This is a genomic window from Nostoc sp. NMS4, from assembly GCF_017115095.1.
In the GTDB taxonomy this organism is placed as follows: Bacteria; Cyanobacteriota; Cyanobacteriia; order Cyanobacteriales; family Nostocaceae; genus Nostoc.
The window spans coordinates 1-23,319 of sequence record NZ_JABXKI010000119.1; the positions used below are offsets into that span (position 1 = coordinate 1).

Consider the following 23,319-nt stretch of genomic DNA (forward strand, 5'->3'; position numbering starts at 1 on the left):
TTTGACAACATCAAGCAGTGCCAAATTCTTAGCTTTCTTGTTCACAAACCCAACAGATACTAAGTCTAGTTAGTTGGAATTAATCATGGGATAGTTCAAGTAATTTGTCTATCCCTATATAGGAGAGGTAGAATTATCTGCCTCTCCTATTTTAAAATTAGGGTTTAAGTGCAGGGCTATTTCATTCTCATCTAGTCCGCCTCAGAATGAATTCTGAGTCTAATAGCGAAAGTCGTCTAAAGACGACTAAAAGAAGGTTATAGTCCGTTTTAACGGACTTTAGCTATTAGCCCAGAACTTTAGTTCAGGGCGATTTATGTCTAGAACGAAATAGCCCTGCCTCTAAGACATTTAAGACAGTTAAAAGTGCGATCGCTAATTAGGGCAACCAGCAGATCATCCCTCACCATCTAATGCATTATCCGAAGCGTCCCGGTTGGTGGGAGAATAAAGACGAGAAATGATGCAAGCCTTGTGTTATCTCCAGCCCAAAGGAATCTGTAGAAATGTGGAAACGAATTGTATTAATTTTGCTATTGGTGTTGAGCTTCAGTCTGAGTAATTCGGATGTAGCGGCTGCGGCTGGACTCAAAAGCTTTGTAGACAGTGGTGATGGCTATCAGTTTTTATATCCTAACGGCTGGCTACCAGTTAAAGTTGCCAATGGACCAGATGTGGTTTTCCACGATTTGATTGAGGTGTCTGAAAATGTTTCGGTTGTGATTAGCCCAGTTCCTGAAGGCAAAACTTTGTCAGAGTTGGGAACCCCAACAGAAGTAGGATACAAATTAGGAAAAGCAGCTCTCGCGCCTCCTGACTCTGGCCGTTCGGCGGAATTAGTCAATGCTGCACAGCGAGAAGTAGACGGTAAAACATACTACCTTTTAGAGTATGAGGTTAAACTCCCCAATCAACAGCAACGTCACAACATCGCTAGTGTTGCTGTGAGCCGTGGTAAACTTTTTACCTTCAACGCCTCAATTCCTGAAAAACGCTGGCAGAAAGTCAAACGAATGATTGATGAGGTTGTCAATTCTTTTTCTGTCTATTAATTGGGAAATGGGGACTGGGGAGATGAGGGGGATGAGGGAGACAAGGGAGACAAGGAGATAAACAAAACTCTTAACTCCTAACTCTTAACTCCTAACTCAGCACTCAGCACTACTAACGCCCAATTAACAAATTTTTCTAAAATCTCATGAAAATTCCACCTTTTGTACTTGCTTCAGCTTCCCCAGCCCGACACCGCTTGCTGCAAACTGTTGGTATTGAACCGATAGTTCTACCAAGTGACTTTGATGAGTCGCAAATTGAACTAAGTGATCCAGCAGAATTGGTCAAAACTCTTGCCGACTACAAGGCACAAACTGTAGCCCCGCAATTTGAATCGGCTTTGATTATGGGTTGTGATTCAGTTTTGTCGATGAATGGTGAAATTTACGGCAAACCAGCAGATATCTCGGAAGCGATCGCACGTTGGCAGATAATGCAAGGTAACTTTGGCGACTTGTACACAGGTCATGCCTTAATTGACCATGACCAAAATCGTACTTTAGTCAAGTCTCAAGTTACAAGAGTTTACTTTGCCCAAATGAGCGATCGCGCCATTGAAGCTTATGTTGCCACAGGTGAACCGCTCAAATGTGCTGGAGCCTTTGCCATTGAGGGTTTTGGTAGTTTCTTCGTGGAAAAAATTGAAGGCTGCCACAGCAATGTAATTGGACTCAGTTTACCCCTGCTCCGGCAGATGCTAGCGGAATTAGGATACGATGTTACTGATTTCTGGCAATAGCCATTGGGCATTGGGCATTCACAAATGACAAATGACAAATGACAAATGACCATCAAGTGTTTGCTTATATTGCAGACCATAACAGCTATGGCACGACAGGTTGTAGACTGGCCACTAGATCGCATTCCCAACTAGCTTATGTCATTTACTTCTATGCCCTCGCTGCGTGAGCAACAACATCCCCTAATTCGTCAGCTAGCTGATTGTATTGAGGCAGCTTGGCATCAGCACCTGGATTTATCGCCCTACCATTTGCCTGATGAGTTGGGGTATGTGGAAGGTAGACTAGAAGGCGAAAAACTGACGATTGAAAACCGTTGCTATCAAACGCCCCAGTTTCGGAAAATGCACTTGGAACTGGCGAAAATCGGCAATATGCTGGATATCTTGCACTGCGTTATGTTTCCCCGTCCAGAATACAACCTGCCGATGTTTGGTTGTGATTTAGTTGGGGGTAGAGGTCAAATTAGTGCAGCGATCGCAGACCTTTCTCCCATACACTTAGAACGCACCTTACCAGAATCTTATAGTACTGCACTGACACAGCTAACAGTGCTTAATTTTTCCCAACCCCGTGAATTGCCAGAATGGGGAAATATTTTTTCAGATTTTTGTATCTTTGTCCGCCCTAGTTCCCCTGAAGAAGAAACAATGTTTCTCTCACGGGTGCGAGACTTCTTAGAAATTCATTGTACTCAAGCGATCGCCTCACGTCCCGTTTCAGTTGAACAAGTAACCCAAAATCTTGCCGGACAACACAACTACTGCACCAAACAGCAGCAAAACGATAAAACCCGCCGCGTACTAGAAAAAGCCTTTGGCCCAGCTTGGGCAGAACATTACATGACCACAGTTTTATTCGACCTTCCAACTTAATCATTCCCCCATCTCCCCATCTGTAGGCTCTGTTACGTTTTCAGGTAACGGATAAATGTAGAATTCATTCAACGAGAGTTTAATGGAGTCCCAAAACAGCAACAGGGAGAATAACAAGGTCTTTGAAGCGAATATCACAAAATGGTTTGTTGTCTTGGTAGGTGCAAGCAATTACAGACAGCTAACTCATTGACCAAAAAGTTAAGGAAACTCTGATGTTAAGAATGCTCAAGTTGACAGACATTTTTTAGTTAGTTAATCGTTGATTCACTTAAGGAAGACTAACTTTTGTAGCAAGATTGTGTCCAACAAAGGCAACAGTCTATTTTTGATGTTTCTTTTCAATTTTGCGATTAACTATAGTCGTAGTGGTCTGTCAAACCCATTTTGACGGTTGGAGAGACGCGATAAATCGCCGTCTCTACACAAAATTTATTCGTCAATTATTTCTTGACAGACTAGTAGTAAATGTAGCAGTAAAGTACCGCATCATACCAATTTAGAATTTTGTGTAAAGACGTGATATATACCATCTCTACATCTAGATTCATACTGCTTGTGAATTCTGCTAACTCTCATTGCACTCATGTCTCAATAATACTCAGAGTTATTGAATAGCCAGCTACTATAGCGCTTCTCAGTTTCAATACAGACCTAACCCCGCCCCCTAGTAAGCCTCAAAGCCTAGTGGTTTGGAGAGAGGTCAAAGTGTATTGCATACATCATGAGCGGCTATAGAAAACACCATTTTATAAAGCCATAGTGTTGAACGTTCATCACACAATGGATTTTAAGCCATACCCAGCTTTAAACCACTGTTGTTTGTCCTAACAGCTGGCTGTTGATAAAAAACCCTTTTATTTTTACTTCCATCAGCACAATTCAGGTAAATGGGCAACATACTATGTCAAGGGTGACTGAAAAGCCAAAGCCAAGTGAGCAGACACTTAATCATGAACAACCTAAGATTTGGTGGGGTATCGCTGTAGCCGTACCAGTAGTAATCGCTGCGGGGATACTAGGTACGGCTAAAATCGAGCAGTTAAGAAAACTAACTACATCCGTACCTGTAATGCCATCTACCAATAGCATTAGTGCTGTCGGGCGTTTGGAACCGCGAGGCGAAGTTGTTAAATTGTCCGCCCCATCATCAGGGTTAGCGCCATCGTCACGAATTCAGCAACTTCTGGTGAAAGAGGGCGAAAAGGTAAGGCAAGGTCAAATTGTGGCAATTTTGGACAACCGCGATACCCAAATAGCCGGACTACAAGAGGCAAAAGCGAAAGTCCAAGAAGCCCGGGCAAATTTAGCGCAAGTTAGGGCTGGATCTCCAAGAGATATTCAAGCCCAAAGAGCAGTTATTGCTCGTCTACAAGCACAGTTACTTGGGGAAAGGGATGGTCAACAAGCAACAATCGCACGGGTTGCAGCTCAGTTAAGTGGTGATAAACTTGTCCAACAAGCAACAGTAAATCGCCTAGAAGCTGAACTTAGTGGGCAAAAAGAAGCTCTCAGAGCAACGCTTACACGTATTCAAGCCCAACAGCGCAATGCCCAAGTTGATGCTGGACGCTATGATTATTTATACAAAGAAGGTGCGATTTCTCAGCAAGAGCGGGATAGTAGACGCTTGAGTGCAGTAACTTCTAGTCAACAGGTGGCTGAAAGCCAAGCTACCCTAAAGCAGACATTGGCTACCTTGCGACAGCAACTTGCTGAGGCTAGAGCGAACCAAATCCAAAATTTAGCAACATTGCAACAGCAGTTAATCGAAGCGAAAGTTAACCGTGACAAAACTTTAGCAACTTTGCAAAGACAAATCGATGAAGAAAAGGCCAAACTGAGCAGAATTTTAGATGTTAGTCCTACCGATGTGCAAGTAGCCCAAGCTCAAGTTAGTAATGCGATCGCAAATGTCAGAAAAGCCGAAGCAGAACTAAGGTTAAGCTACGTTCAAGCACCAATCGCTGGAGAGATTTTAAAGGTTTACACCAAATCGGGTGAAGCGATCGGCGCAAATGGCATTGCGGAAATTGGCCAAACCAATCAAATGTTTGCGATCGCTGAAGTTGCTGAAGACAGTATTGGTAAAGTGCGTCTTGGTCAAAATGCGACTATCACCAGCGATAACGGTGCATTTAGCGGCGAATTAAAGGGAACTGTCACTGAAATTGGCAGAAAAATTGGTAAAAAAGATGTACTGAATACAGATCCAGCAGCAGATGTGGATGCCAGAGTTGTAGAAGTTAAAATTGCTCTGTCTCCAGAAGATAGCCAGAAAGTTTCTGGTTTAACTTACGCCAAAGTTGTTATCGATATTAATAACTAATTAAGTTATAGGCGAGCAGCAACACCAATTTACGATTTGATATTTTGGATTGAGAATGTTCTTAATTACGAATTACGAATTATCTTAACTGTGCTTGGATGCCTATAAAATGAATCAAAAAATACCTCTGTCGTGGCTACAACTGACAAGGGAAAAAACTCGCCTAGCTGTAGCTTTAGCAGGAATTGCTTTTGCTGATATTTTAATGTTTATGCAACTCGGTTTTCGGGATGCTCTGTATTATAGTAACGTTCGATTCCATAACAGTTTGCAAGGCGATATTGTTTTAATTAATAGTCAATCTAACGCTATATTGGCGATGAGAAGCTTTTCTCAACGACGGTTATATAAAGCTTTAGAATTACCCGGAGTTCAATCAGTACATCCGATATATTTAGACTTTACAATCTGGAAAAATCCTGTAACCGGTCGTCCTCGGAGCATCCTAATATTTGGAATGAACCCAGAAACTAACTTAGTTAACTTACCTGGAGTTCAGGAAAATTTAGATAAGCTTAAACTACCCGATGTAGTTCTATTTGACCGTTCTTCTAGGGTGGAGTATGGCCCGATCGCTGCTAATTATGACCAAGGAAAGCCTGTAACAGCAGAGGTGCGAAGGCGGCGAATTAAAGTAGAAGGGCTATTTACATTAGGCGCATCATTTGGCGCAGATGGTAATTTAATAACGAGTGATATAAACTTTTTGCGAATATTCAACAATCGTCAAAAAGGATTAATTGATATTGGGCTAATTAGATTAAAGCCGGGAGCAGATGCTAACGTTGTTGCTCAAGAATTACGAAAATATTTACCTAAAGAGGTAAATGTTTTAACTAAACAAGAATTTATTGATTTTGAGCGGAGTTACTGGGCAAATAGTACAGCTATTGGGTTTATTTTCACATTAGGGACTGTGATGGGTTTCATTGTCGGGACTGTGATTGTTTATCAAATTCTTTATACAGAAGTTGCCGACCACTTAGCTGAGTATGCTACTCTCAAGGCAATAGGTTATACACAAAACTATTTATTGACGGTCATTCTTCAAGAAGCTTTATTATTAGCAATTTTAGGCTATTTTCCGGGAATAATCTTTGCCTTATTTATGTATAACAGCGCCAGAACTGCAACACTTTTACCAGTTTTTATGAGTTTTGACCGAGCCGTAATGGTGTTAATTTTGACTACGCTGATGTGCATTATTTCTGGTGCGATCGCAGTGAGAAAATTACGCTCTGCCGATCCAGCAGATATTTTCTAATTAATTTAATATTAATTATAATATGTTAACAATAAGTTTGATCTATGGTAATAACTAAGCAAATTTAATTTCTGGCAGTCACTACAGTTAAATTTTGGAACTACTAATTTATAACTAACAAAAATATCATGGAAAAAGAACCTGTAATCGCCATTAAAAATCTCAACCACTTCTATGGCAAAGGCGCACTGAGAAAACAGATATTGTTTGACATCAACCTAGAAATTTATCCGGGAGAAATTGTAATTATGACCGGGCCATCAGGTTCAGGTAAAACAACATTACTGAGCTTAATTGGTGGTTTGCGGTCTGTACAAGAGGGAAGTTTAAAATTTTTAGGTGAAGAACTAGTTGGTGTCAGTCAAAACAAACTAGTGCAGATGCGACGCAACATTGGTTATATTTTCCAAGCTCATAATTTGCTAGGTTTCTTGACAGCCAAGCAAAATGTGCAAATGGCGGTAGAATTGAATAATAATATTTCTCAAACAGAAGCAATAGCTAAATCAAAAGCGATGCTGGGGTCTGTTGGTCTAGAAGAACGAGTTGATTATTACCCAGACAATCTTTCTGGTGGACAAAAGCAAAGAATTGCGATCGCCCGCGCCTTGGTGAATCGTCCCCCCTTGGTACTAGCAGATGAACCAACAGCAGCATTAGACAAACAATCAGGACGTGATGTTGTGGAAATAATGCAGAGTCTAGCCAAAAATCAGGGAACTACTATCTTATTAGTGACACACGACAACCGTATCTTAGACATAGCCGATCGCATCGTCGAAATGGAAGATGGCCTTTTAACCCGTAATTCCTCAAATACAGTTATTCAGTCATGATTTTTAGTCATTAGTCATTTGTCCTTTGTGAACGACCAATGACTAATGACCAATGACCAATGACAGCCATAATTTATTGTCTAGCCGAACCTGATTTTTTAATTCCAGATGACTTGGGCGGAGTTGGGGTATTTGGTTGGCGAGTAGTACGAAAAGTCACATTCACGCCTTCATTTGATTGTTCCAGCACCAGTAGAGGTGTAGGTTTAGCCTTTTGATCCCAGTGCATGGTAGCAATCCGACCTTGAATTATTGGTTGCCAACTATCTTCGTCTTCTATGGGGCTTAGGTAAGTTTCTATACAGTCAATAATTTGACTAATAGTCGCAGAAGTTGCCTGTGTCGGTAACTTCATTAACTTGATTTGAATCCGAAACAGCACTCGTTTAGCAGAATTCCCCGCACTACCAGCCTCATACTCAACATCAAAAATTTCATCTACTTGCCGTCCAGCGCTATTAGCAATCCCGACCGATCCTTGTTGGGCTTGACTTGGACGCAGGGCTTGAGAAATTTTTTCTTTGATCTGAATCTTTATTTGATTAAGAATTGCAAAATGAAACACCTCCTCTGACATCCGCATTCGCAGATAATCTAGGTTAAAGTCCCGTGAGTTCACCAAATCGGGGTTAGTTTCCATTTTGCGAATTGTTTCCAGCGCCAGCTTAAACTTTTTCTCTAGTTCTCGGGCGCGGAATTGTTCAAACTTAAGTTTTTTCTCCAGCTTATCCTTCTGGAGTTTAATATATACAATCAAAGCAATCACCACTAAAGCCAGTCCTCCAGAAGTTACCAACAATAATGGTGGTATTTGAGGATTACTTGCTGGCACTTCCTGGGATGCCTTTTTAGTAGTCTTTTTCCCAGAGGATTGGGCAAGAAACATTGAGGTGGACATGGTTGGAAACTGAAAAACTTGACTCCTGATGTTTAGGATGCCCAAATCTTTAAGTTCATCTTGCTGTATGATTAATATTTTTTACATCCTGAAGATTTAGCCGCAGCTGAAATTAAGGTGCTAATTGTCACCGGACGTTCTGCTAGGTGGGTAATTAGATTGAGTAATTTTATACCAGTATTAGGTGCGATCGCAGAAAATGGTGGTTTGTACTTTCCACCTGCAAACCAGAAACCAATAGTTTTAACATCCATTCCGATTTAGCTCAACTGCACATCCCAAGTTAGGGAGAAGTAGAGTTGTTCTACAATAATCTTGTAGCACTGAGTTTAAAACCATGACCGCTACTTTACCTGTTAATGTCGAATCAGAAATCTTCTACCCCAGCGCTGATGGTCAACCAGTGGCAGAAACCTACGACCACCTTTATGTCTTGCTAACTACTTTAGAAGTCCTGAAACAGTATCTGGCAAATCGTCAGGCAACAGTATTGGCAAATCAATTTCTTTATTATGCACAAGGCTTTCCCAAATTGCGGGTAGCCCCAGATGTGATGGTAATTTTTGATGTTGCACCGGGCGGTAGGGACAATTATAAAATCTGGGAAGAGGGTCAAGTACCCACAGTTATTTTTGAAATGACATCCTTTGGTACTAAAGGACAAGACGAAATCTTTAAAAAAACCCTCTATGAGCAACTAGGTGTCAAGGAATACTGGCTATTTGACCCGAAAGGCGAGTGGGTGGAACAACGGTTACGTGGCTATCGTTTGCGGGGAGAAATCTACGAACCCATACAGGATGGACGTAGTGAGCCGTTACAACTACGTTTGGTAGTTGAGGAAAGGCTAATTGGGTTTTACCGAGAGGATACAGGGGAAAAATTACTGATCCCTGGTGAACTCGCAGAGGCTTTAGGGCAAGAAGTTTTAGCAAGACAACAAGCAGAAGCACTTGCAGAACAAGAACGCCAACGAGCAGAACAAGAACGCCAACGAGCAGAACAGGCTCAATTGCAGATAGAACAATTAAAGGCAAGATTGCGATCGCTAAATGTAGACCCTGATACTATTGAGTAACATACACTAGTAAGTCTTATAAACAAGTAGACAATTTGTTAGCTGTGTGTTTGCCACATTTATTACCTGAGAAAGAATACAATAGATGAATCTCTAGCGTGTTTCAATCTGGTAAGTCTCAACAATACTAATTTGATTGACGAGACTGTTTTGTAGAGTCATTCTCTAAATACTTGGGTATAAAATCATGCAAGAAATTGAAAGATTCTTTAGCAACTTCTTCAGTAGCATAATCAACCGCTTTAAGAGTTCTGCGATGAACGCTGCCGATCGCAAAATGAGAGAAACTATCGACAATCAGATCGCACAACGGCGACAAAAACCCAAACCCAAAGATCGAGAAGACCGCGAATAGACCTTTAAAACGGCAAGATTTTGATTACTAGTGCTGCCCCGATAGTTGAGTAGGCAGTACTATTTTATTGACCTCACTCGGTCAAGCAACTATAACTCTTCGGAATATGCTAACCTAGTATGGTTAACTAATCTCGCACATCTGAGAATTCGGGTGTTTCCCCATTGGGAAATGCACTTGGATGGAGGTTTAACCCGAATGGAGTTGAAAAATATATGCCAGTAGTTTCATTGGCTCAAATGATGGAGTCAGGGGTTCACTTTGGGCATCAGACCCGGCGTTGGAACCCAAAAATGTCTCCTTACATTTATACTTCCCGCAATGGCGTGCATATCATCGACTTGGTGCAAACTGCCCAGTTGATGGATAATGCTTACAACTACATGCGATCGCACGCAGAACAAGGGAAGAAATTTCTTTTTGTTGGCACCAAGCGGCAAGCAGCTGGAATTATTGCCCAAGAAGCCAGTCGTTGCGGTTCCCACTACATTAACCAACGTTGGTTGGGCGGAATGTTGACCAACTGGGCAACCATCAAAACACGGGTTGACCGTCTGAAAGATTTAGAACGCCGTGAAGAAACTGGCGCACTAGATTTATTACCGAAAAAAGAAGCATCAATGCTGCGTCGGGAAATGACGAAGCTTCAGAAATACTTGGGTGGCATTAAAACAATGCGGAAAGTACCCGATATCGTGGTAATTGTAGACCAACGGCGGGAATATAACGCAGTTCAAGAATGCCAAAAGCTGAATATTCCCATTGTGTCCATGCTGGATACAAACTGTGACCCAGATGTAGTAGATATACCCATCCCAGCAAATGACGATGCGATCAGATCGATTAAGCTGATAGTCGGAAAATTAGCGGATGCCATTTATGAAGGTCGTCACGGTCAGCTGGATGCTGAAGAGTATGACGAAGATTACGACGGTGGTGAGTATGACGAAGACTACGAAGAAACCGAATATACTGATGCCGTAATTCCCGACGAGGAAACAGAAGAATAGTCCTGAGTGCTGAGTGCTGAGTGCTGAGTAAGATAGAAAGACTCAGCAAATTGAATAGTGCTGAGTCTTGATTTTTGAAGTTGTAAGTTTTGATTTGTCAATGAAGAATAAAATTGATAACTGAACACTCAAAACTCACCACTCAAAACTCAGCACTCAGTACTAAATTAGGTGAGTGATTACAACTCGAGGTCAAGTTAGGAATTGAGGCAACATGGCGGAAATATCTGCAAAACTCGTCCAAGAGCTACGCCAAAAAACTGGTGCCGGCATGATGGACTGCAAAAAGGCGCTGATTGAGACTGAAGGCAACGTAGAAGAAGCCGCAGACTGGCTACGGAAAAAAGGCATCTCTAAGGCGGGAGCAAAAAGCGATCGCATTGCGGCAGAAGGTCTAGTAGACACTTACATTCAGCCCGGTGGTCGAGTGGGTGTACTCATCGAAGTCAACTGCCAAACCGACTTTGTTGCTCGTAACGAGGCTTTTAAAGCTTTAGTTAAGAATCTAGCAAAGCAAGCAACGACAGCTGATAGTGTTGAGTCTTTGTTGGCTCAACCCTATATTGAGAATGAAAGTGCAACTGTAGAAGAATCCATCAAGCAAACCATTGCCACCCTTGGTGAAAATATCCAAGTGCGTCGCTTTGTTAATTTTGCAATAACAGAGGGAACGCAAGGTGTTGTAGACAGCTACATTCATACTGGCGGTCGAGTTGGTGTATTAGTAGAACTGGCTTCCCAAACTGAGTCAGTGGCTACTAATTCAGAGTTCCAAACTTTGGCACGGAACACTGCAATGCAAGTTGCGGCTTGTCCCAATGTCGAGTATGTGAGCGTAGACCAAATCCCCGCCGAAATTGCCCAAAAAGAAAAAGACATTGAAATGGGCAAGGATGATTTGGCGAACAAGCCCGAAAACATCAAAGAAAAGATTGTTCAGGGACGGATTGAAAAACGCCTGAAAGAATTGACCTTGCTCGATCAGCCTTACATTCGCGATCAGAGTATTTCCGTGGAAGACTTGATCAAGCAAGTGAAGGCACAATTAGGCGAAGAGATTCAAGTGACTCGCTTTGTCCGTTATATACTGGGCGAAGGCATTGAAAAGCAAGAAATGAGCTTTGCTGATGAAGTCGCTGCACAAATAGGCACTAAGTAATATTAGTCATTGGTCATTGGTCATTAGTCATTAGTCTTTACCAAGGACAAATGACGAATGACTAATGATTCTTTAAAAAGCAGGTCAAGCAAATAGCCTGACCTGTCTTTTATTTAGTAAAGATGCGAAATATCGTATTTAATTTAAAATCTAAAATCCTTTGGAAATTTATCCTAAAATAAATTTGTACATTTGTACTATGTAATGGTTCAGATGGGCAAGAGTGAAAAAATATGGCAAGAGCAATCGAGCGAATTGAGCAGGATATTGCAGCACTCAAAGAAGCGATCCGAGCGATCGCAGTCGAACTAGAAAGGGCTTATGCTAGTTATCTAAAAACCTTGGGGTTAGCTGTACGCAAACAGTTAATTCTCGCTAGTTACCACCTCTGTACCCAAGGATATCCCGAAAACTTTCTGCATTTGTCATTGAATCAGCGCCAACAATTGCAACAAGCTATTCGTAAGTTGGGTCAACTGGCAGGTGAGCAATTGCTCGTTTATCTTGAAAGTGAAGAATCAGGGGAGGATGAGGGAGATGAGGGAGATGAGGGAGATGAGGAAGTAATATCCTCTTCATCTTCACTATTTATCGACACCTCTAATTCTCAATATCTTACTGTTCACACATCCGATCCTATAGAACTGGCAAAATGGCAACAGAAATTAGAAGAGGCCACCCAAGAGACACTGAAAAAACTTTCGCATGATGCTAATCTTTTATTACAAAAAGCTGGGGTATTACCCAAAAAATTACCAGAACCAATTTTAGCGGCGGCGGCGGCGGCATCAGAAGCATCAGCTGAGGTCATGCCAGGGCCACCCAATTTATTAAACTTAGTAATTGAAATTGAAAATGAGCAACAGTCAGAAGATTCTGGACTGACTCAAATCATGGCTATTAACCTGCGGCTAGGAGAAATTGAATTTGCTGATGTGACACTTTCCTCTGAGCGCAAGCGAATCCGCAGTATTTTAGTTCAGCTAAACAAGCTAGGAAGAGAGTATAAAAAGAGATATAAAGAAAAGGCAGTTGCTGAAGCTGAAGCTGCATGGCGCGCTAGTTGGTTTGAGGATTAGTCATTTGTCGAGAGTCAAATGACCAATGACCAATGACCAATGACTAATGACCAATGACCAATGACCAATGACTAATGAAAAACCAGATTGGATACGATTGCACAAAGCCTTGGCAATAGAAGCTGAACGTGGCTTTACAGACTTGATGGGCAGAGAATACCGTTTCAGTGAATTTCTGAGCCTAACTTTGGGCAAATTCCCAACAGGCTTACCCCAAACTGAACGCCGCCGTTGGCAAGGATTAGCGGTGCAATTTGCTAGTTATCCACATCTAGCACTGGAAGAAAGGCAGCATTTAGTAGCAGAGACTCGCAGGTATCTTTCGCAACTACAGCAAGAGGAGCAGAGGAAGGAGGGGGAGCAGGGGAGCAGGGGAGCAGGGGAGCAGGGGAGAATTTATGAATCTAAAACTCAAGTTGCGCTTCCAGCGCACCAAAGGTACGACCCAAAATCTCCAATTGTTACTGAGGTGAGTCGGAGACTTGCACCGAAAATTGAGCAAAAACTCAGCGATTTACCAGAAATAGGCTTTAAAAAAGCTGATAATTTGGCCAGGCTTGGTTTACATACCGTCCGCGACTTGCTTTTTTATTATCCTCGTGACCATATTGATTATGCGCGTCAGGTGAATATCCGCGAGTTACAGGCGGGTGAGACGGTGACAATCGTGGCTACAGTGAAGCGTTGCAACTGCTTTACTAGCCCTAAAAATCAGAAATTATCAATTTTAGAATTGGTAGTAAAAGATAATAGCGGTCAAATCAAAATTGGCCGTTTTTACGCAGGTACGCGCTTTAGCAGCCGCGCTTGGCAAGAAAGTTTAAAACGCCGTTATCCAGTAGGTAGCATTCTGGCGGCGTGTGGGTTGGTGAAAGAAAGTAAATATGGCTTGACACTGGATAATCCAGAATTAGAGGTTTTGGCAAATCCAGGAGATTCCATTGAGTCGCTAAATATTGGGCGGGTAGTGCCAATTTATGGACTGACTGAGGGCGTGGTGGCGAATACAGTGCGACAGGCGGTAATTGCTGCTTTACCGGCTGCGGCTAACCTGAAAGACCCTTTGCCAAGTGGTTTGCGGCAGAAGTATGGTTTGATGGAATTAAAAGATGCGATCGCTAATATCCATTTTCCTAGCGATAGCGCCGCCTTACAAGTTGCCCGTCGTCGCCTAGTTTTTGATGAATTTTTCTATCTGCAACTTGGGTTACTGCAACGTCAACAGCAAGCAAGGGCAATTCAAACCAGCGCCATCCTCGTCCCACGCGGTCAACTTGTAGAAAAATTCTACGAAATACTTCCTTTTCAACTCACTGGCGCACAGCAACGAGTTCTCAACGATATTCTCAACGACTTACAAAAACCTGCGCCAATGAATCGTTTGGTGCAAGGTGATGTTGGTTCTGGGAAAACAGTCGTTGCTGTGTTAGCTATCCTTGCAGCAATTCAATCTGGCTACCAAGCGGCGCTGATGGCTCCCACAGAAGTTTTGGCGGAACAACATTATCGTAAGTTAGTTGGTTGGTTTAATCTCCTCCATTTACCAGTGGAATTACTGACAGGTTCGACAAAAACTGCTAAACGAAGACAAATACATTCTCAGTTAGGAACTGGTGAATTACCTCTGTTAGTAGGAACTCATGCCTTGATTCAAGACCCTGTAAAATTCCAGCAACTAGGGTTAGTGGTGATCGATGAACAGCATCGCTTTGGGGTAGAACAACGGGCGCGTTTGCAGCAAAAAGGCGAGCAACCCCATGTATTAACTATGACGGCTACCCCGATTCCCCGAACCTTGGCACTGACGATACACGGGGATTTGGATGTCAGCCAAATTGATGAGTTACCACCAGGACGGCAAAAGATTCAGACAACAGTATTATCAGGTCAGCAACGCAACCATGCTTACGACCTAATCCGGCGAGAAATTGTCCAAGGGAGACAAGTTTATGTGGTTTTGCCTTTGGTGGAAGAATCGGAAAAATTAGATTTGCGATCGGCTGTTGACGAGCATCAAAAGCTACAGGAAAGCGTTTTTCCTGATTTTCAAGTGGGGCTGCTGCATGGTCGCATGAGTTCAGCCGAAAAGGATGAAGCGATAACCAAATTCCGTGATAACCAAACGCAAATTTTGGTTTCTACTACCGTTGTTGAGGTTGGTGTAGATGTGCCTAACGCTACAGTGATGCTCATTGAAAATGCAGAGCGATTTGGACTATCACAACTGCACCAATTGCGCGGGCGTGTTGGTCGTGGCATGGCTCAGTCCTACTGTTTATTGATGAGCAGTTCTAGGAGTCCTGATGCTCAACAACGATTGAAGGTGCTGGAACAATCTCAGGATGGTTTTTTCATTTCCGAGATGGATATGCGTTTTCGTGGCCCTGGGCAAGTACTGGGAACTCGCCAGTCGGGAGTGCCAGATTTTACCTTGGCGAGTTTGGTTGACGATGAGGAAGTTTTACTTTTAGCGCGACAAGCAGCTGAGAAAATAATAGAAATGGATGCAACTTTAGAGCGTTGGTATTTGATGAAAGAAGAGTTGAAGTATCGGTATGAGCGGTTAATGGGTGGAGCGATTTTGACATAATTAAGTAGCATTATTATAAACACTTGCTTCTGTACTGCGATCGCTTTATGGAGTTATTAACCGTGTATCTAAAATTACTCCTCACTCTTCCGAATTTTTAGCTTCAGTAGTTTCCAACGGTTCCACCCGAAAACACACATCAGATTTCTAATATTCATAATATTTAACAAACCTGATTTCAGGAAAAGCACATCTCGTTTTTGTAGCACCCTCTTAAGTGGAGTAGATATTTGCCGCATATTACAGGCGCTAACTGCTCACTATTACTTTATGAGTACAAAACTTAAGGGACAGTAATGAATCCACTACAACGCAAGCGCAAACGGGGTGTTATTCTTACACCTCAAGGATTTCAGAAACTTCAAACGGCGAAATGTCAGGCAGAAAGTTGGGAAAACTTAGATAAACGTTACACTTTGGAAGATTTAAGCGATCGCACTCGCTTAGATTCAGATACGCTGATGAAGGTATTTCATTGCCAAGTGGGAGTTGACAAGCAAACTCTAAATAGCTGTTTTCGGGCTTTTAATTTATTACTTGAGCCAAGTGATTATCAATTACCTCAAACTGATGAAGTAACCAGTAGTCAGCATTCAATCCAAAATTTTACTGATTGGGGCGAAGCACCCGATATCTCTGTATTCTTAGGACGCACAGCAGAACTAACGACACTAGAACACTGGATTCTCGAAGAACACTGCCGACTAGTGACTTTGTTCGGTATGGATGGCATGGGTAAAACCAGCTTATCAGTAAAGCTAGCAAAGCAAATTCAAGATAAGTTTGAGTTTGTAATTTGGCGCAGTCTTCGCAATGCTCCATCAGTCAAAGATATGCTAGCCGATCTAATTCAACTTTTATCAAAAGGGGAGGAAACTAATTTACCAAAAACTTTAGACGACAGAATTTCACTGTTGATTCATTATTTAAAAAATGCTCGCTGTTTATTGATATTAGATAATCTAGAGACAATTTTACAAAATGCTTCAGGTAAATATGATATTGGATATTATCGTCAAGGTTATGAGGGTTATAGCGAACTGATAAAACGAGTGGGACAAACACTTCATCAAAGCTCTTTGGTGCTGACAAGTCAGGAAAAGCCGCGAGAAATTAGGCGACTGATAGGAGAAAATTTACCAGTTCGAGCATTGCAACTCAAAGGCTTACAAATCACAGAAGTAGAAGAAATCTTTCAAACTAAGGGTACTTTTTGCGGTTCAATTGGTGATTGGCATCAACTCATTGAGAGCTATGCTGGTAATCCATTGGTATTAAATATAGCCTTTAACAAAATTGATAAGTTATTTGACGGTAATATTTCGGAGTTTTTAAACCAAAAAACATTAGTTTTTGGTGAGATTACTCAGCTTTTAAAAGAGCATTTTAAACATTTGTCAGATACGGAAAATATGATTATTGAGTGGTTAGGAAATAATTCTCAGCGAGCTTCACTTTCAGAGATGCGATCGCAAATATTACCTACTATACAAACATCACAATTACTAGATATTTTGGAATCTTTACAAGAACGCTCTTTAATAGAACAAAATGCTAATCTTTTATCTGTATCCCCAATGATTAGAGAATATATAAATCACCAATTAGTCCAAAAAAAAATTAGAGCCAATATCCAAGATAGCCAGCGCACATCACAAAAACATCGCTCAATTACTACCAGAGAAAAAAACAAACTCTCGTTTGATATTCCAGCGCTTACCGTCATGAAGCAGCAAGGTTAATTTGTCAGCAGTAAACTCAAAATGCAACTGACGATTTTCAAATTCTGGCCAAGCAGCTTTAAAATTCTGCTTTGTTAAATCCCGAAATGCAACCGTTAAATGGGGTGCAAAAGGGCGGGTTTTAGAAACCGTGTCAACAATTCCCAAGTTGCTTTCTGTATAAGCCATTAAATCAGCTTGCAAAGTTAAAAGCTCTTGACTTTTGATGACATTAATGTATACGACACGAGGCGCAAAAGCATCAAACCCTTTGAGTGTAATTGCTACTGGCTGTTGTCCACTGACAAACTCCTTCAAGGATGCTTCTAACAGTGGTAAGTTAGCATCTGCCCATTCAAAGGGCGGTTGCAGGGTAATATGAGGTGGAGACTTTAGTGCGCCGCTACTAGCATAGCGATCGGCAAAGTACTGCTTAATCTCGTTGGCGTAGTCTTGAATGTCTTGTGGTGGTAGAAGGGCAATAAAAAAACGGCTCATTCAATTTTGGATTTTGGATTAGGAAATCATTGCTGTTGAGTCTTGAACGGAAAACGCCCAAAAGATATTACAGATATAGCGGTGCGTTAGGCTAAAGCGATAATGCACTTGACTCAAGGTTTATTGTATTCGGTACTCTGAATCAGCTGTGGGTACTTTACGTAGGCTGTTTGTTGTAACTGGAGTTAAGAAGCCAATGCCGTGGTTTGTCAAAATAGAAGAAGGGAAAGTTGATAAACCTACCTTTGACCAATATATACCTGCCCACAAAGCCTACATTCAAGATTTGATTGCTAAAGGACACAAAGCGCGAACAGGCTATTGGGTGGAGCAAAAAGGCGGAATGTTGCTGTTTGAGGCGGCCTCAAAGGAGGAAGCAGAAGCGATTGTGGCTGATGATCCCTTGGTGCTGCACGGCTGCGTCAACTATTAGCTTTATGAATGGCGAATTGTTATGGAATGACACACACTTACTGACTTTTCATGTTATTCTTTTAGAAGACCTGGATCTATGCGATCGCAACACCCAAATCTTGTCAGAACCGGAAGGTAGCAGCAACACGGGAGGCTTGTGGTAGGCGTAGTCTCCGGGTCGCCTTATTTTTAGGAGCCTTCAGCAACCATGCCTGGTTTTGGAGATATTGTTCAAAAAGCTTTTTACCTCGGTGTTGGATTAGCTTCTTACGCAGGTGAGAGAGCAGGGGGAAAATTAGCGGAAGTGCGATCGCAAGTCCAAAAACTGGCAGATGAAATGGTGGCAAAGGGCGAAATGAGTACAGAAGAAGCCCGCCGCTTCGTTGAAGAGATGATGAAGCAAGCCCAACAGCCCCAAGCATCTGCCGAAACCTCTGAAAAAACACCCCCTTCTGAACCCCGCCGGATTGAAATTTTAGAGGAAGATGAAGAGCCAACGGTAAAAGAGGCTTCAAATGATGAGAATGTAGATAAATTACGCCAAGAAGTGCTAAACCTGCAAGACGAGTTAAAACGATTGCAACGTGATTAACAAAAATCATTTTTCGAGCGAAATATCAGTAACAAGTGGCATATTGACATGACACTTTGGATAAAAACTTGATAAGATACATTGCCTAGTGTGTATTCTAGTGCTTCCAGCCAGATGACACAAAGCGTCCTGTTTATAACCTGCAAAGGTGTCAAGTTTATGGAACAGTGGCAAAAGGATTTAGTAGAAATCGTCGAAACAGTGGCTGATGAAGTAGAGCGTTTCTTCCTGGGAATGAGTGAAGTGGTAGACGCATTTTTTGAGCTAACGGAAGAAGTCACCGAGCAAGTACACAACAATATTGTCACTGAAGTCGATCAGTATTTACAAGATTTTGCTGAACCCATGTTAGAAGCTTACTGGGAACTGGAAGATATTGTAGCAGATGTCGATCCGGGTTTTCCTTACTCAGTTGAACCCACATCTGAGAAAAATCCTGCTTGTATCGGTTGTAGTCACTACCACGGCCAAGTTTATGGTGGTAATTTATTAGTTTGCGCTATGCATCCTCACGGTTGTGAAGATGAGAATTGTCCAGACTGGGAGAAGGAAGAGTATTGAGTGGGAGTTAGGAGTTAGGAGTTAAGAGTTAACAAGCTACAAAATTACTAAAAGGACGTAAAGATAAGTAGAATAACTAATGACAAATGACAAATGACAAATGACAAACCAAGAAATGAAGTATGGCGAACGCGACATTGCCGAAGGTAAACTAATTACCTTTCCGAATCCGCGTGTGGGGAGGCGATATGACATTAATATCACTTTGCCGGAATTTACTTGTAAATGTCCATTTTCCGGCTATCCTGACTTTGCGACAATTTATGTTAGCTATGTGCCTGATGAACGGGTAGTGGAATTGAAGGCCCTTAAACTTTATATTAATAGTTACCGCGATCGCTACATTTCCCACGAAGAATCTGCCAATCAAATTTTAGATGATTTTGTGGCTGCTTGCGATCCTTTAGAAGTCACGGTAAAAGCAGATTTTACGCCTCGCGGGAATGTACATACTGTGGTTGAAGTGCGTCACAAAAAGTAACATCATCACTGATGGATGCAAATGGGATTAATCGGCTTCATTCAGCAATTTTCTTGGCAGCAGATTGCACTTGAAGCACAACTTTTTTAGACAAAGGAATATACCCAAGTTCCAAACTAGATTTTTGCCCGTCAATCACAGCCCAATTCACAAAGTTTTTCAGCGCTTGAGCTTTGACTCGGTTGGGATATTGGTGATAAGTTAAAAGCCAGCTGTAAGTGACGATGGGATAAGACTGGGCATCTGTAGGATCGGTGACAAAAGCAATCAAGTTATCATCGGGTAATTTCACTGCTTCTAAAGTTTGTGCTACAGATTTTGGTGTCGGTGTAATATAATTACCAGATTTATTTTCTAAAGCAGCCACAGGAAGCTTATTTTGTTTGGCGTAAATGTATTCTACATAGCCAATAGCTCCTGGTATCTGTTGAATCAGGGCGGTAACACCTTCGTTACCCTTTCCACCAATTCCCACTTGCCATGCGACAGATTTACCAGCCCCAACTTTGCTTTTCCATTCTGGGCTGATGGCGCTTAGATGTTGTGTTAACACGCTTGTAGTTCCACTACCATCAGTTCGGTGTACAACTTGAATTGGTAAATCGGGCAAACTTACCCCTGGATTAGCTGCGGCTATTCTAGGATGATTCCAATTTGTAATTTTTCCGAGAAAGATATCTACGTAAACTTGGCGTGACAGCTTTAAACCAGTTGGTACATTGACTTGAGGCGACTGCTGTGCAACTGCTGTGAGGTTATAAGCTAGCACAATAGAACCAGCAGTTATTGGCAAAGCAATTACTCCCCGTTTTATCTTGGCTGCTTGTTCGCTTGTAATTCCCACATCACTAGCTGCAAAATCTACAGTACCGTCGATGAGCTGTTGCACTCCAGCACTGCTTCCTATAGCTTGATAGTTAATTTCCACATCGGGATTTTGATCGTTATAATCTGAAAGCCAGCGCTCGTACAAAGGTGCAGGAAAACTTGCCCCAGTTCCAACAAGGGAAATATGTTTGGTGTTTCGATGATTCGGAGTGCAAGAAGCAATACTCAATAAGATAGCGATTAAGGGTAGAAGGGAAACCCGTCTCTTAGATTGAAGTTGAGATATAGAAATCTTTTGTTCCAATGTTTAATAAATACCTCTAGTAAATAATTTTGAAACGCAGAGGTTAACGCAAAGGTACACAAAGTAATCCTCTGCGTTCCTTTGCGATTTCCTTCTCTGCGAGACGCTTTGCGAATGCGATCCTTTGCGTTTAAACTTCAATCGCCGCTTCTTTCTCCTCACCTTTTGGCTGCGAACTCAGCCGATCTAAAATATCTAAAACCTCTTGTTCAAAAGCAACTTGGGCGCGATTAGTTTTACCACCAACGTACAAGCGATCGCCTTTTTGCAATGCCCAGATTTGCGAGTGAGAAAAGTAACTCATCACTACACCCAGCATCAGCAAGCCAAACCCTGTGTAAACAACTGGTATCCCTGGATCGGCTTTAATTTGTAAGCCAGTGCTACCAATGACATCCAGAATTTTCAGCTTCACGCCATTAACTTCGGTAAACATTCCCGTGCGGACTGTATCAACAAGTTTGCCAGTGGCATCATAAATTAATACCATCCCTTGTAAGTCTTTGGCTAACAGGGAAACACCCTCACTCAAATCTGGTTTAGTAGGAACCCACGTTCCCCAAATCCGCCCGTTACCGTTGGTGTTCAATTGCGCCATTGGAAGCTGAAAAATCGGGCTGTTGTTAAATTGGACGCGAACACCTGCAATTCCCCAATCAGTTTGATAGAAAGTGATGCCATGATAGCGCAGAGGCTCGTTGACAAAAATCTTCTTATGGTCAACTTCCTTTCCCTGATTATTCAAGACAGACATATCCGAATAAAATTGATTGATCCCACCCGATGGTGTGTAGTCAATCCAAAAACGATTGACGCGCACAGACCAATCTTTCGAGATTTTGGCGGCTAAAGGCCCAGCATCGACAATATTTGTCACTTGAAATGTATCGCCACTAGCAACCATTTCCTGAGCCAAAAACCCAGTCATCGCTCCCCAAATTCCCCCTAACAAAATACCGACGATGCCAATATGAACGATAATTGGGCCGATGCGTCCGACTATTCCTTTGCGGGCGTAAAGGAGATTTTCTTTTTCTGGATCTTGAAAAATTTTATAGCGGTGTTTCTGTAATATTTCGCTGAGAGAATTTAGGGAACCAGTATCTAGTTCTGTACTTAAAGCTAGCTTTTGAAATTGTCGTGGTTCTTCGTAATATTTCCAGCGCTGGGCAGCTTTTAAGGCGGGTAACTGACGAGTAAATGAACAAGCCGTTAAGCTAGTGCCAAATAAAATGAGTAATGCTAGAAACCACCAGGTACGATATACGTGGTCTAATCCAACTACTTGAATTACCTTCCAAGTTAAGAAACCAAATAAAGCTGGATGTTCTGGGTAGTTGGCTTGATAAAATGCAGGTGACTGACCTTGCTCGATTACAGTACCCGTGGAGCTAAAGATGGCAATCAATAGCAGTAGTGCGATCGCTAGTCTCAAGTTTGTCAGTACAGGCAAAAGCTCTTGGCGTAAGAACTGCCCAGGTAATGCCCACCATTTCAATTCTTTGGACGCTGAATCTTCTAAAGTCATTATGTGTAAAATATAACAAAGTATTGATATTAAAAACTGCCAAGGGGAATCCGAGAAATTAAGGAAAATACACCGAATCCTACCAACAGCGCCCCACTAACTGGGTTAATCCAAGCAGACCAGCGACGCAATTCCAGTAATTTTTTAATTGAAGCTGTAAAAGTACCTGCCAAAATCAACGGGGCTACATAACCGGCTGTATAAGAAAGTAGCAAAACAGCGCCTAAAATTAAGTCTTGTGTACTAGCAATCCAACTCAGTAAGCTGGCTAAAACAGGCGTGCTACAAGGAGATGCGACTAAGCCGAAAGTCAACCCCAGCAAATAAGAACGCAATCCGGCTGGCAAATCTGGCGAAATCCAATTCGTTTCATTCAAGGATGGAAATTGTAGAGGTAGTGCTTCTAATAAGTTCAGCCCCATGAGAATGGCGATAATGCTGACGATTATCGGCAAACCAATTCCTACTTGACCATAGACTTTTCCGAGAAGACCTGCTACAATTCCTAGCCCTGCGAGTGTAGTTGCTAAACCTAAAGCAAACCAAGTTGATTGAGCTGCTGCTTGTAGGCGGCTTTTGGCTTCATAACCACCGATGTAACCAATAGTAATTGGCAGCATCGAAAGCATACAGGGTGTGAGACTGGTGAGCAAGCCAGCAGTAAAGATGATACCAATACTCACCACGCTAAGGTGTGTGAGTTGGTTAGAAACAAGGCTGTTGGCAAATTGTTCTAGTTGGTAAACTTGGGTTTGCAGGTTATCAAGCATGGGGAGTTTATGAGCGGGAAATGCTTACTCTGCTTGAATTTTAGCTTACTTTTGGTTTTTGAGTTAGCAGAAGTGACGATCCATCTAAATTTAACAAAGAAGAATTCAGGATCGTCAAAAAGCGATCGCATCATTAACGGGAGCATCCCAAATGTGCAAAAACCTTAATAGCCCTCATCCCCTAACCCCTTCTCCCAAAGATGGGAGAAGGGGAACTAGAATTATGTCTCCCCTCTCCCATTTTTGGGAGAGGGGCTGGGGGTGAGGGGAAAGATTTAAGCAAAATTGGGCTGCTCCCTCATTAACGGTATAGCCAAACGCGCAACAGTGAGAGCAATTGCTCAGTATCTACCGGT

General features: G+C 42.1%; 24 protein-coding genes and 1 other RNA gene. 19 read left to right on the forward strand and 6 right to left on the reverse strand.

Translation table 11 applies throughout. The annotated features are described in order from the left end of the window. Positions 1-506: 506 nt before the first annotated feature. The 7 genes from psbP (at position 507) to HWQ37_RS09265 (ending at position 7,097) form a co-directional block, all read left to right on the forward strand. Complete coding sequence (psbP, locus tag HWQ37_RS09235) at positions 507-1,052, forward strand: photosystem II reaction center PsbP (RefSeq protein WP_292746090.1); 546 nt, start codon at positions 507-509, stop codon at positions 1,050-1,052. A gap of 146 nt (positions 1,053-1,198) precedes the next feature. Beyond that, the gene (locus tag HWQ37_RS09240) at positions 1,199-1,792 is read left to right on the forward strand and encodes a Maf family protein (RefSeq protein ID WP_292746092.1); all 594 of its coding nucleotides are present in this window, start codon (positions 1,199-1,201) and stop codon (positions 1,790-1,792) included. A 38-nt stretch (positions 1,793-1,830) separates the two neighbouring features. Further along, on the forward strand, positions 1,831-1,962 hold the full coding sequence (locus HWQ37_RS09245) for a hypothetical protein (protein ID WP_292746094.1): 132 nt from the start codon (positions 1,831-1,833) through the stop codon (positions 1,960-1,962). After that, positions 1,931-2,668 (forward strand): phycocyanobilin:ferredoxin oxidoreductase, encoded by a 738-nt coding sequence (locus tag HWQ37_RS09250; RefSeq protein ID WP_292746096.1) that lies wholly within the window; start codon positions 1,931-1,933, stop codon positions 2,666-2,668. The genes HWQ37_RS09245 and HWQ37_RS09250 overlap by 32 nt, the downstream gene beginning before the upstream one ends. Before the next feature lie 904 nt (positions 2,669-3,572). After that, positions 3,573-4,997, forward strand: a complete 1,425-nt coding sequence (locus HWQ37_RS09255) for an HlyD family efflux transporter periplasmic adaptor subunit (protein ID WP_292746098.1) — start codon at positions 3,573-3,575, stop codon at positions 4,995-4,997. Between the two features lie 109 nt (positions 4,998-5,106). Continuing rightward, on the forward strand, positions 5,107-6,261 hold the full coding sequence (gene devC, locus HWQ37_RS09260) for an ABC transporter permease DevC (RefSeq protein ID WP_292746100.1): 1,155 nt from the start codon (positions 5,107-5,109) through the stop codon (positions 6,259-6,261). A 128-nt stretch (positions 6,262-6,389) separates the two neighbouring features. Then, positions 6,390-7,097 (forward strand): DevA family ABC transporter ATP-binding protein, encoded by a 708-nt coding sequence (locus HWQ37_RS09265; RefSeq protein ID WP_292746102.1) that lies wholly within the window; start codon positions 6,390-6,392, stop codon positions 7,095-7,097. A gap of 73 nt (positions 7,098-7,170) precedes the next feature. Here the strand turns inward: HWQ37_RS09265 and HWQ37_RS09270 are convergent, their stop codons facing one another. Both HWQ37_RS09270 and HWQ37_RS34600 read right to left on the reverse strand, forming a co-directional pair. Beyond that, on the reverse strand, positions 7,171-7,995 hold the full coding sequence (locus HWQ37_RS09270) for a hypothetical protein (RefSeq protein ID WP_292746104.1): 825 nt from the start codon (positions 7,993-7,995) through the stop codon (positions 7,171-7,173). A gap of 71 nt (positions 7,996-8,066) precedes the next feature. Continuing rightward, positions 8,067-8,249: a hypothetical protein gene (locus HWQ37_RS34600; protein ID WP_363318095.1), complete on the reverse strand. Its 183-nt coding sequence runs from the start codon at positions 8,247-8,249 to the stop codon at positions 8,067-8,069. A gap of 83 nt (positions 8,250-8,332) precedes the next feature. Between HWQ37_RS34600 and HWQ37_RS09280 the strand changes: the two genes are divergently transcribed. The 7 genes from HWQ37_RS09280 to HWQ37_RS09310 all read left to right on the forward strand — a co-directional run bounded on the left by HWQ37_RS09280 (position 8,333) and on the right by HWQ37_RS09310 (position 17,008). Further along, on the forward strand, positions 8,333-9,073 hold the full coding sequence (locus tag HWQ37_RS09280) for a Uma2 family endonuclease (RefSeq protein ID WP_292746106.1): 741 nt from the start codon (positions 8,333-8,335) through the stop codon (positions 9,071-9,073). 187 nt (positions 9,074-9,260) lie between these two features. Next, a complete protein-coding gene (locus HWQ37_RS09285; RefSeq protein WP_292746108.1) occupies positions 9,261-9,428 on the forward strand; it encodes a hypothetical protein in 168 nt (55 codons plus the stop codon). Between the two features lie 215 nt (positions 9,429-9,643). Further along, positions 9,644-10,438 carry a 30S ribosomal protein S2 gene (gene rpsB, locus HWQ37_RS09290; protein WP_292746110.1) on the forward strand — a complete coding sequence of 265 codons (795 nt, stop codon included), beginning with the start codon at positions 9,644-9,646 and terminating at the stop codon, positions 10,436-10,438. A 214-nt stretch (positions 10,439-10,652) separates the two neighbouring features. Further along, on the forward strand, positions 10,653-11,597 hold the full coding sequence (gene tsf, locus HWQ37_RS09295; protein WP_292746112.1) for a translation elongation factor Ts: 945 nt from the start codon (positions 10,653-10,655) through the stop codon (positions 11,595-11,597). A gap of 233 nt (positions 11,598-11,830) precedes the next feature. After that, positions 11,831-12,676, forward strand: coding sequence for a hypothetical protein (locus HWQ37_RS09300; protein ID WP_292746114.1), 846 nt, complete (start codon positions 11,831-11,833; stop codon positions 12,674-12,676). Between the two features lie 67 nt (positions 12,677-12,743). Then, positions 12,744-15,266: an ATP-dependent DNA helicase RecG gene (gene recG / locus HWQ37_RS09305; RefSeq protein WP_292746116.1), complete on the forward strand. Its 2,523-nt coding sequence runs from the start codon at positions 12,744-12,746 to the stop codon at positions 15,264-15,266. A 296-nt stretch (positions 15,267-15,562) separates the two neighbouring features. After that, entirely contained in the window at positions 15,563-17,008 is a 1,446-nt protein-coding gene (locus HWQ37_RS09310; protein WP_292746118.1) for an NB-ARC domain-containing protein, read from the forward strand. Here the strand turns inward: HWQ37_RS09310 and HWQ37_RS09315 are convergent. Beyond that, the gene (locus tag HWQ37_RS09315; RefSeq protein ID WP_292746120.1) at positions 16,934-17,485 is read right to left on the reverse strand and encodes a 2'-5' RNA ligase family protein; all 552 of its coding nucleotides are present in this window, start codon (positions 17,483-17,485) and stop codon (positions 16,934-16,936) included. The two genes, HWQ37_RS09310 and HWQ37_RS09315, sit on opposite strands and share 75 nt — an antisense overlap. Positions 17,486-17,681: 196 nt before the next feature. On the opposite strand from HWQ37_RS09315, the gene HWQ37_RS09320 reads away from it, so the two are divergent. From HWQ37_RS09320 to queF, 5 genes are all read left to right on the forward strand, one after another. After that, complete coding sequence (locus tag HWQ37_RS09320) at positions 17,682-17,918, forward strand: YciI family protein (protein WP_292746122.1); 237 nt, start codon at positions 17,682-17,684, stop codon at positions 17,916-17,918. A 67-nt stretch (positions 17,919-17,985) separates the two neighbouring features. Beyond that, an RNA gene (ffs, locus tag HWQ37_RS09325) (signal recognition particle sRNA small type) lies at positions 17,986-18,082 on the forward strand. A 25-nt stretch (positions 18,083-18,107) separates the two neighbouring features. Next, positions 18,108-18,491, forward strand: coding sequence for a phasin family protein (locus HWQ37_RS09330; RefSeq protein WP_292746124.1), 384 nt, complete (start codon positions 18,108-18,110; stop codon positions 18,489-18,491). Between the two features lie 159 nt (positions 18,492-18,650). Then, the gene (locus tag HWQ37_RS09335; RefSeq protein ID WP_292746126.1) at positions 18,651-19,052 is read left to right on the forward strand and encodes a hypothetical protein; all 402 of its coding nucleotides are present in this window, start codon (positions 18,651-18,653) and stop codon (positions 19,050-19,052) included. Positions 19,053-19,152: 100 nt separating this feature from the next. After that, entirely contained in the window at positions 19,153-19,533 is a 381-nt protein-coding gene (gene queF / locus HWQ37_RS09340) for a preQ(1) synthase (RefSeq protein ID WP_292746128.1), read from the forward strand. 37 nt (positions 19,534-19,570) lie between these two features. On the opposite strand, the gene pstS is transcribed toward queF, so the two are convergent. From pstS to HWQ37_RS09355, 3 genes are all read right to left on the reverse strand, one after another. Further along, on the reverse strand, positions 19,571-20,665 hold the full coding sequence (gene pstS / locus HWQ37_RS09345) for a phosphate ABC transporter substrate-binding protein PstS (protein WP_292746130.1): 1,095 nt from the start codon (positions 20,663-20,665) through the stop codon (positions 19,571-19,573). A gap of 130 nt (positions 20,666-20,795) precedes the next feature. Next, entirely contained in the window at positions 20,796-22,193 is a 1,398-nt protein-coding gene (locus tag HWQ37_RS09350; protein ID WP_292746132.1) for a cytochrome c biogenesis protein, read from the reverse strand. Positions 22,194-22,222: 29 nt separating this feature from the next. Next, a complete protein-coding gene (locus HWQ37_RS09355; RefSeq protein ID WP_292746134.1) occupies positions 22,223-22,963 on the reverse strand; it encodes a cytochrome c biogenesis protein CcdA in 741 nt (246 codons plus the stop codon). Positions 22,964-23,319 lie beyond the last annotated feature (356 nt).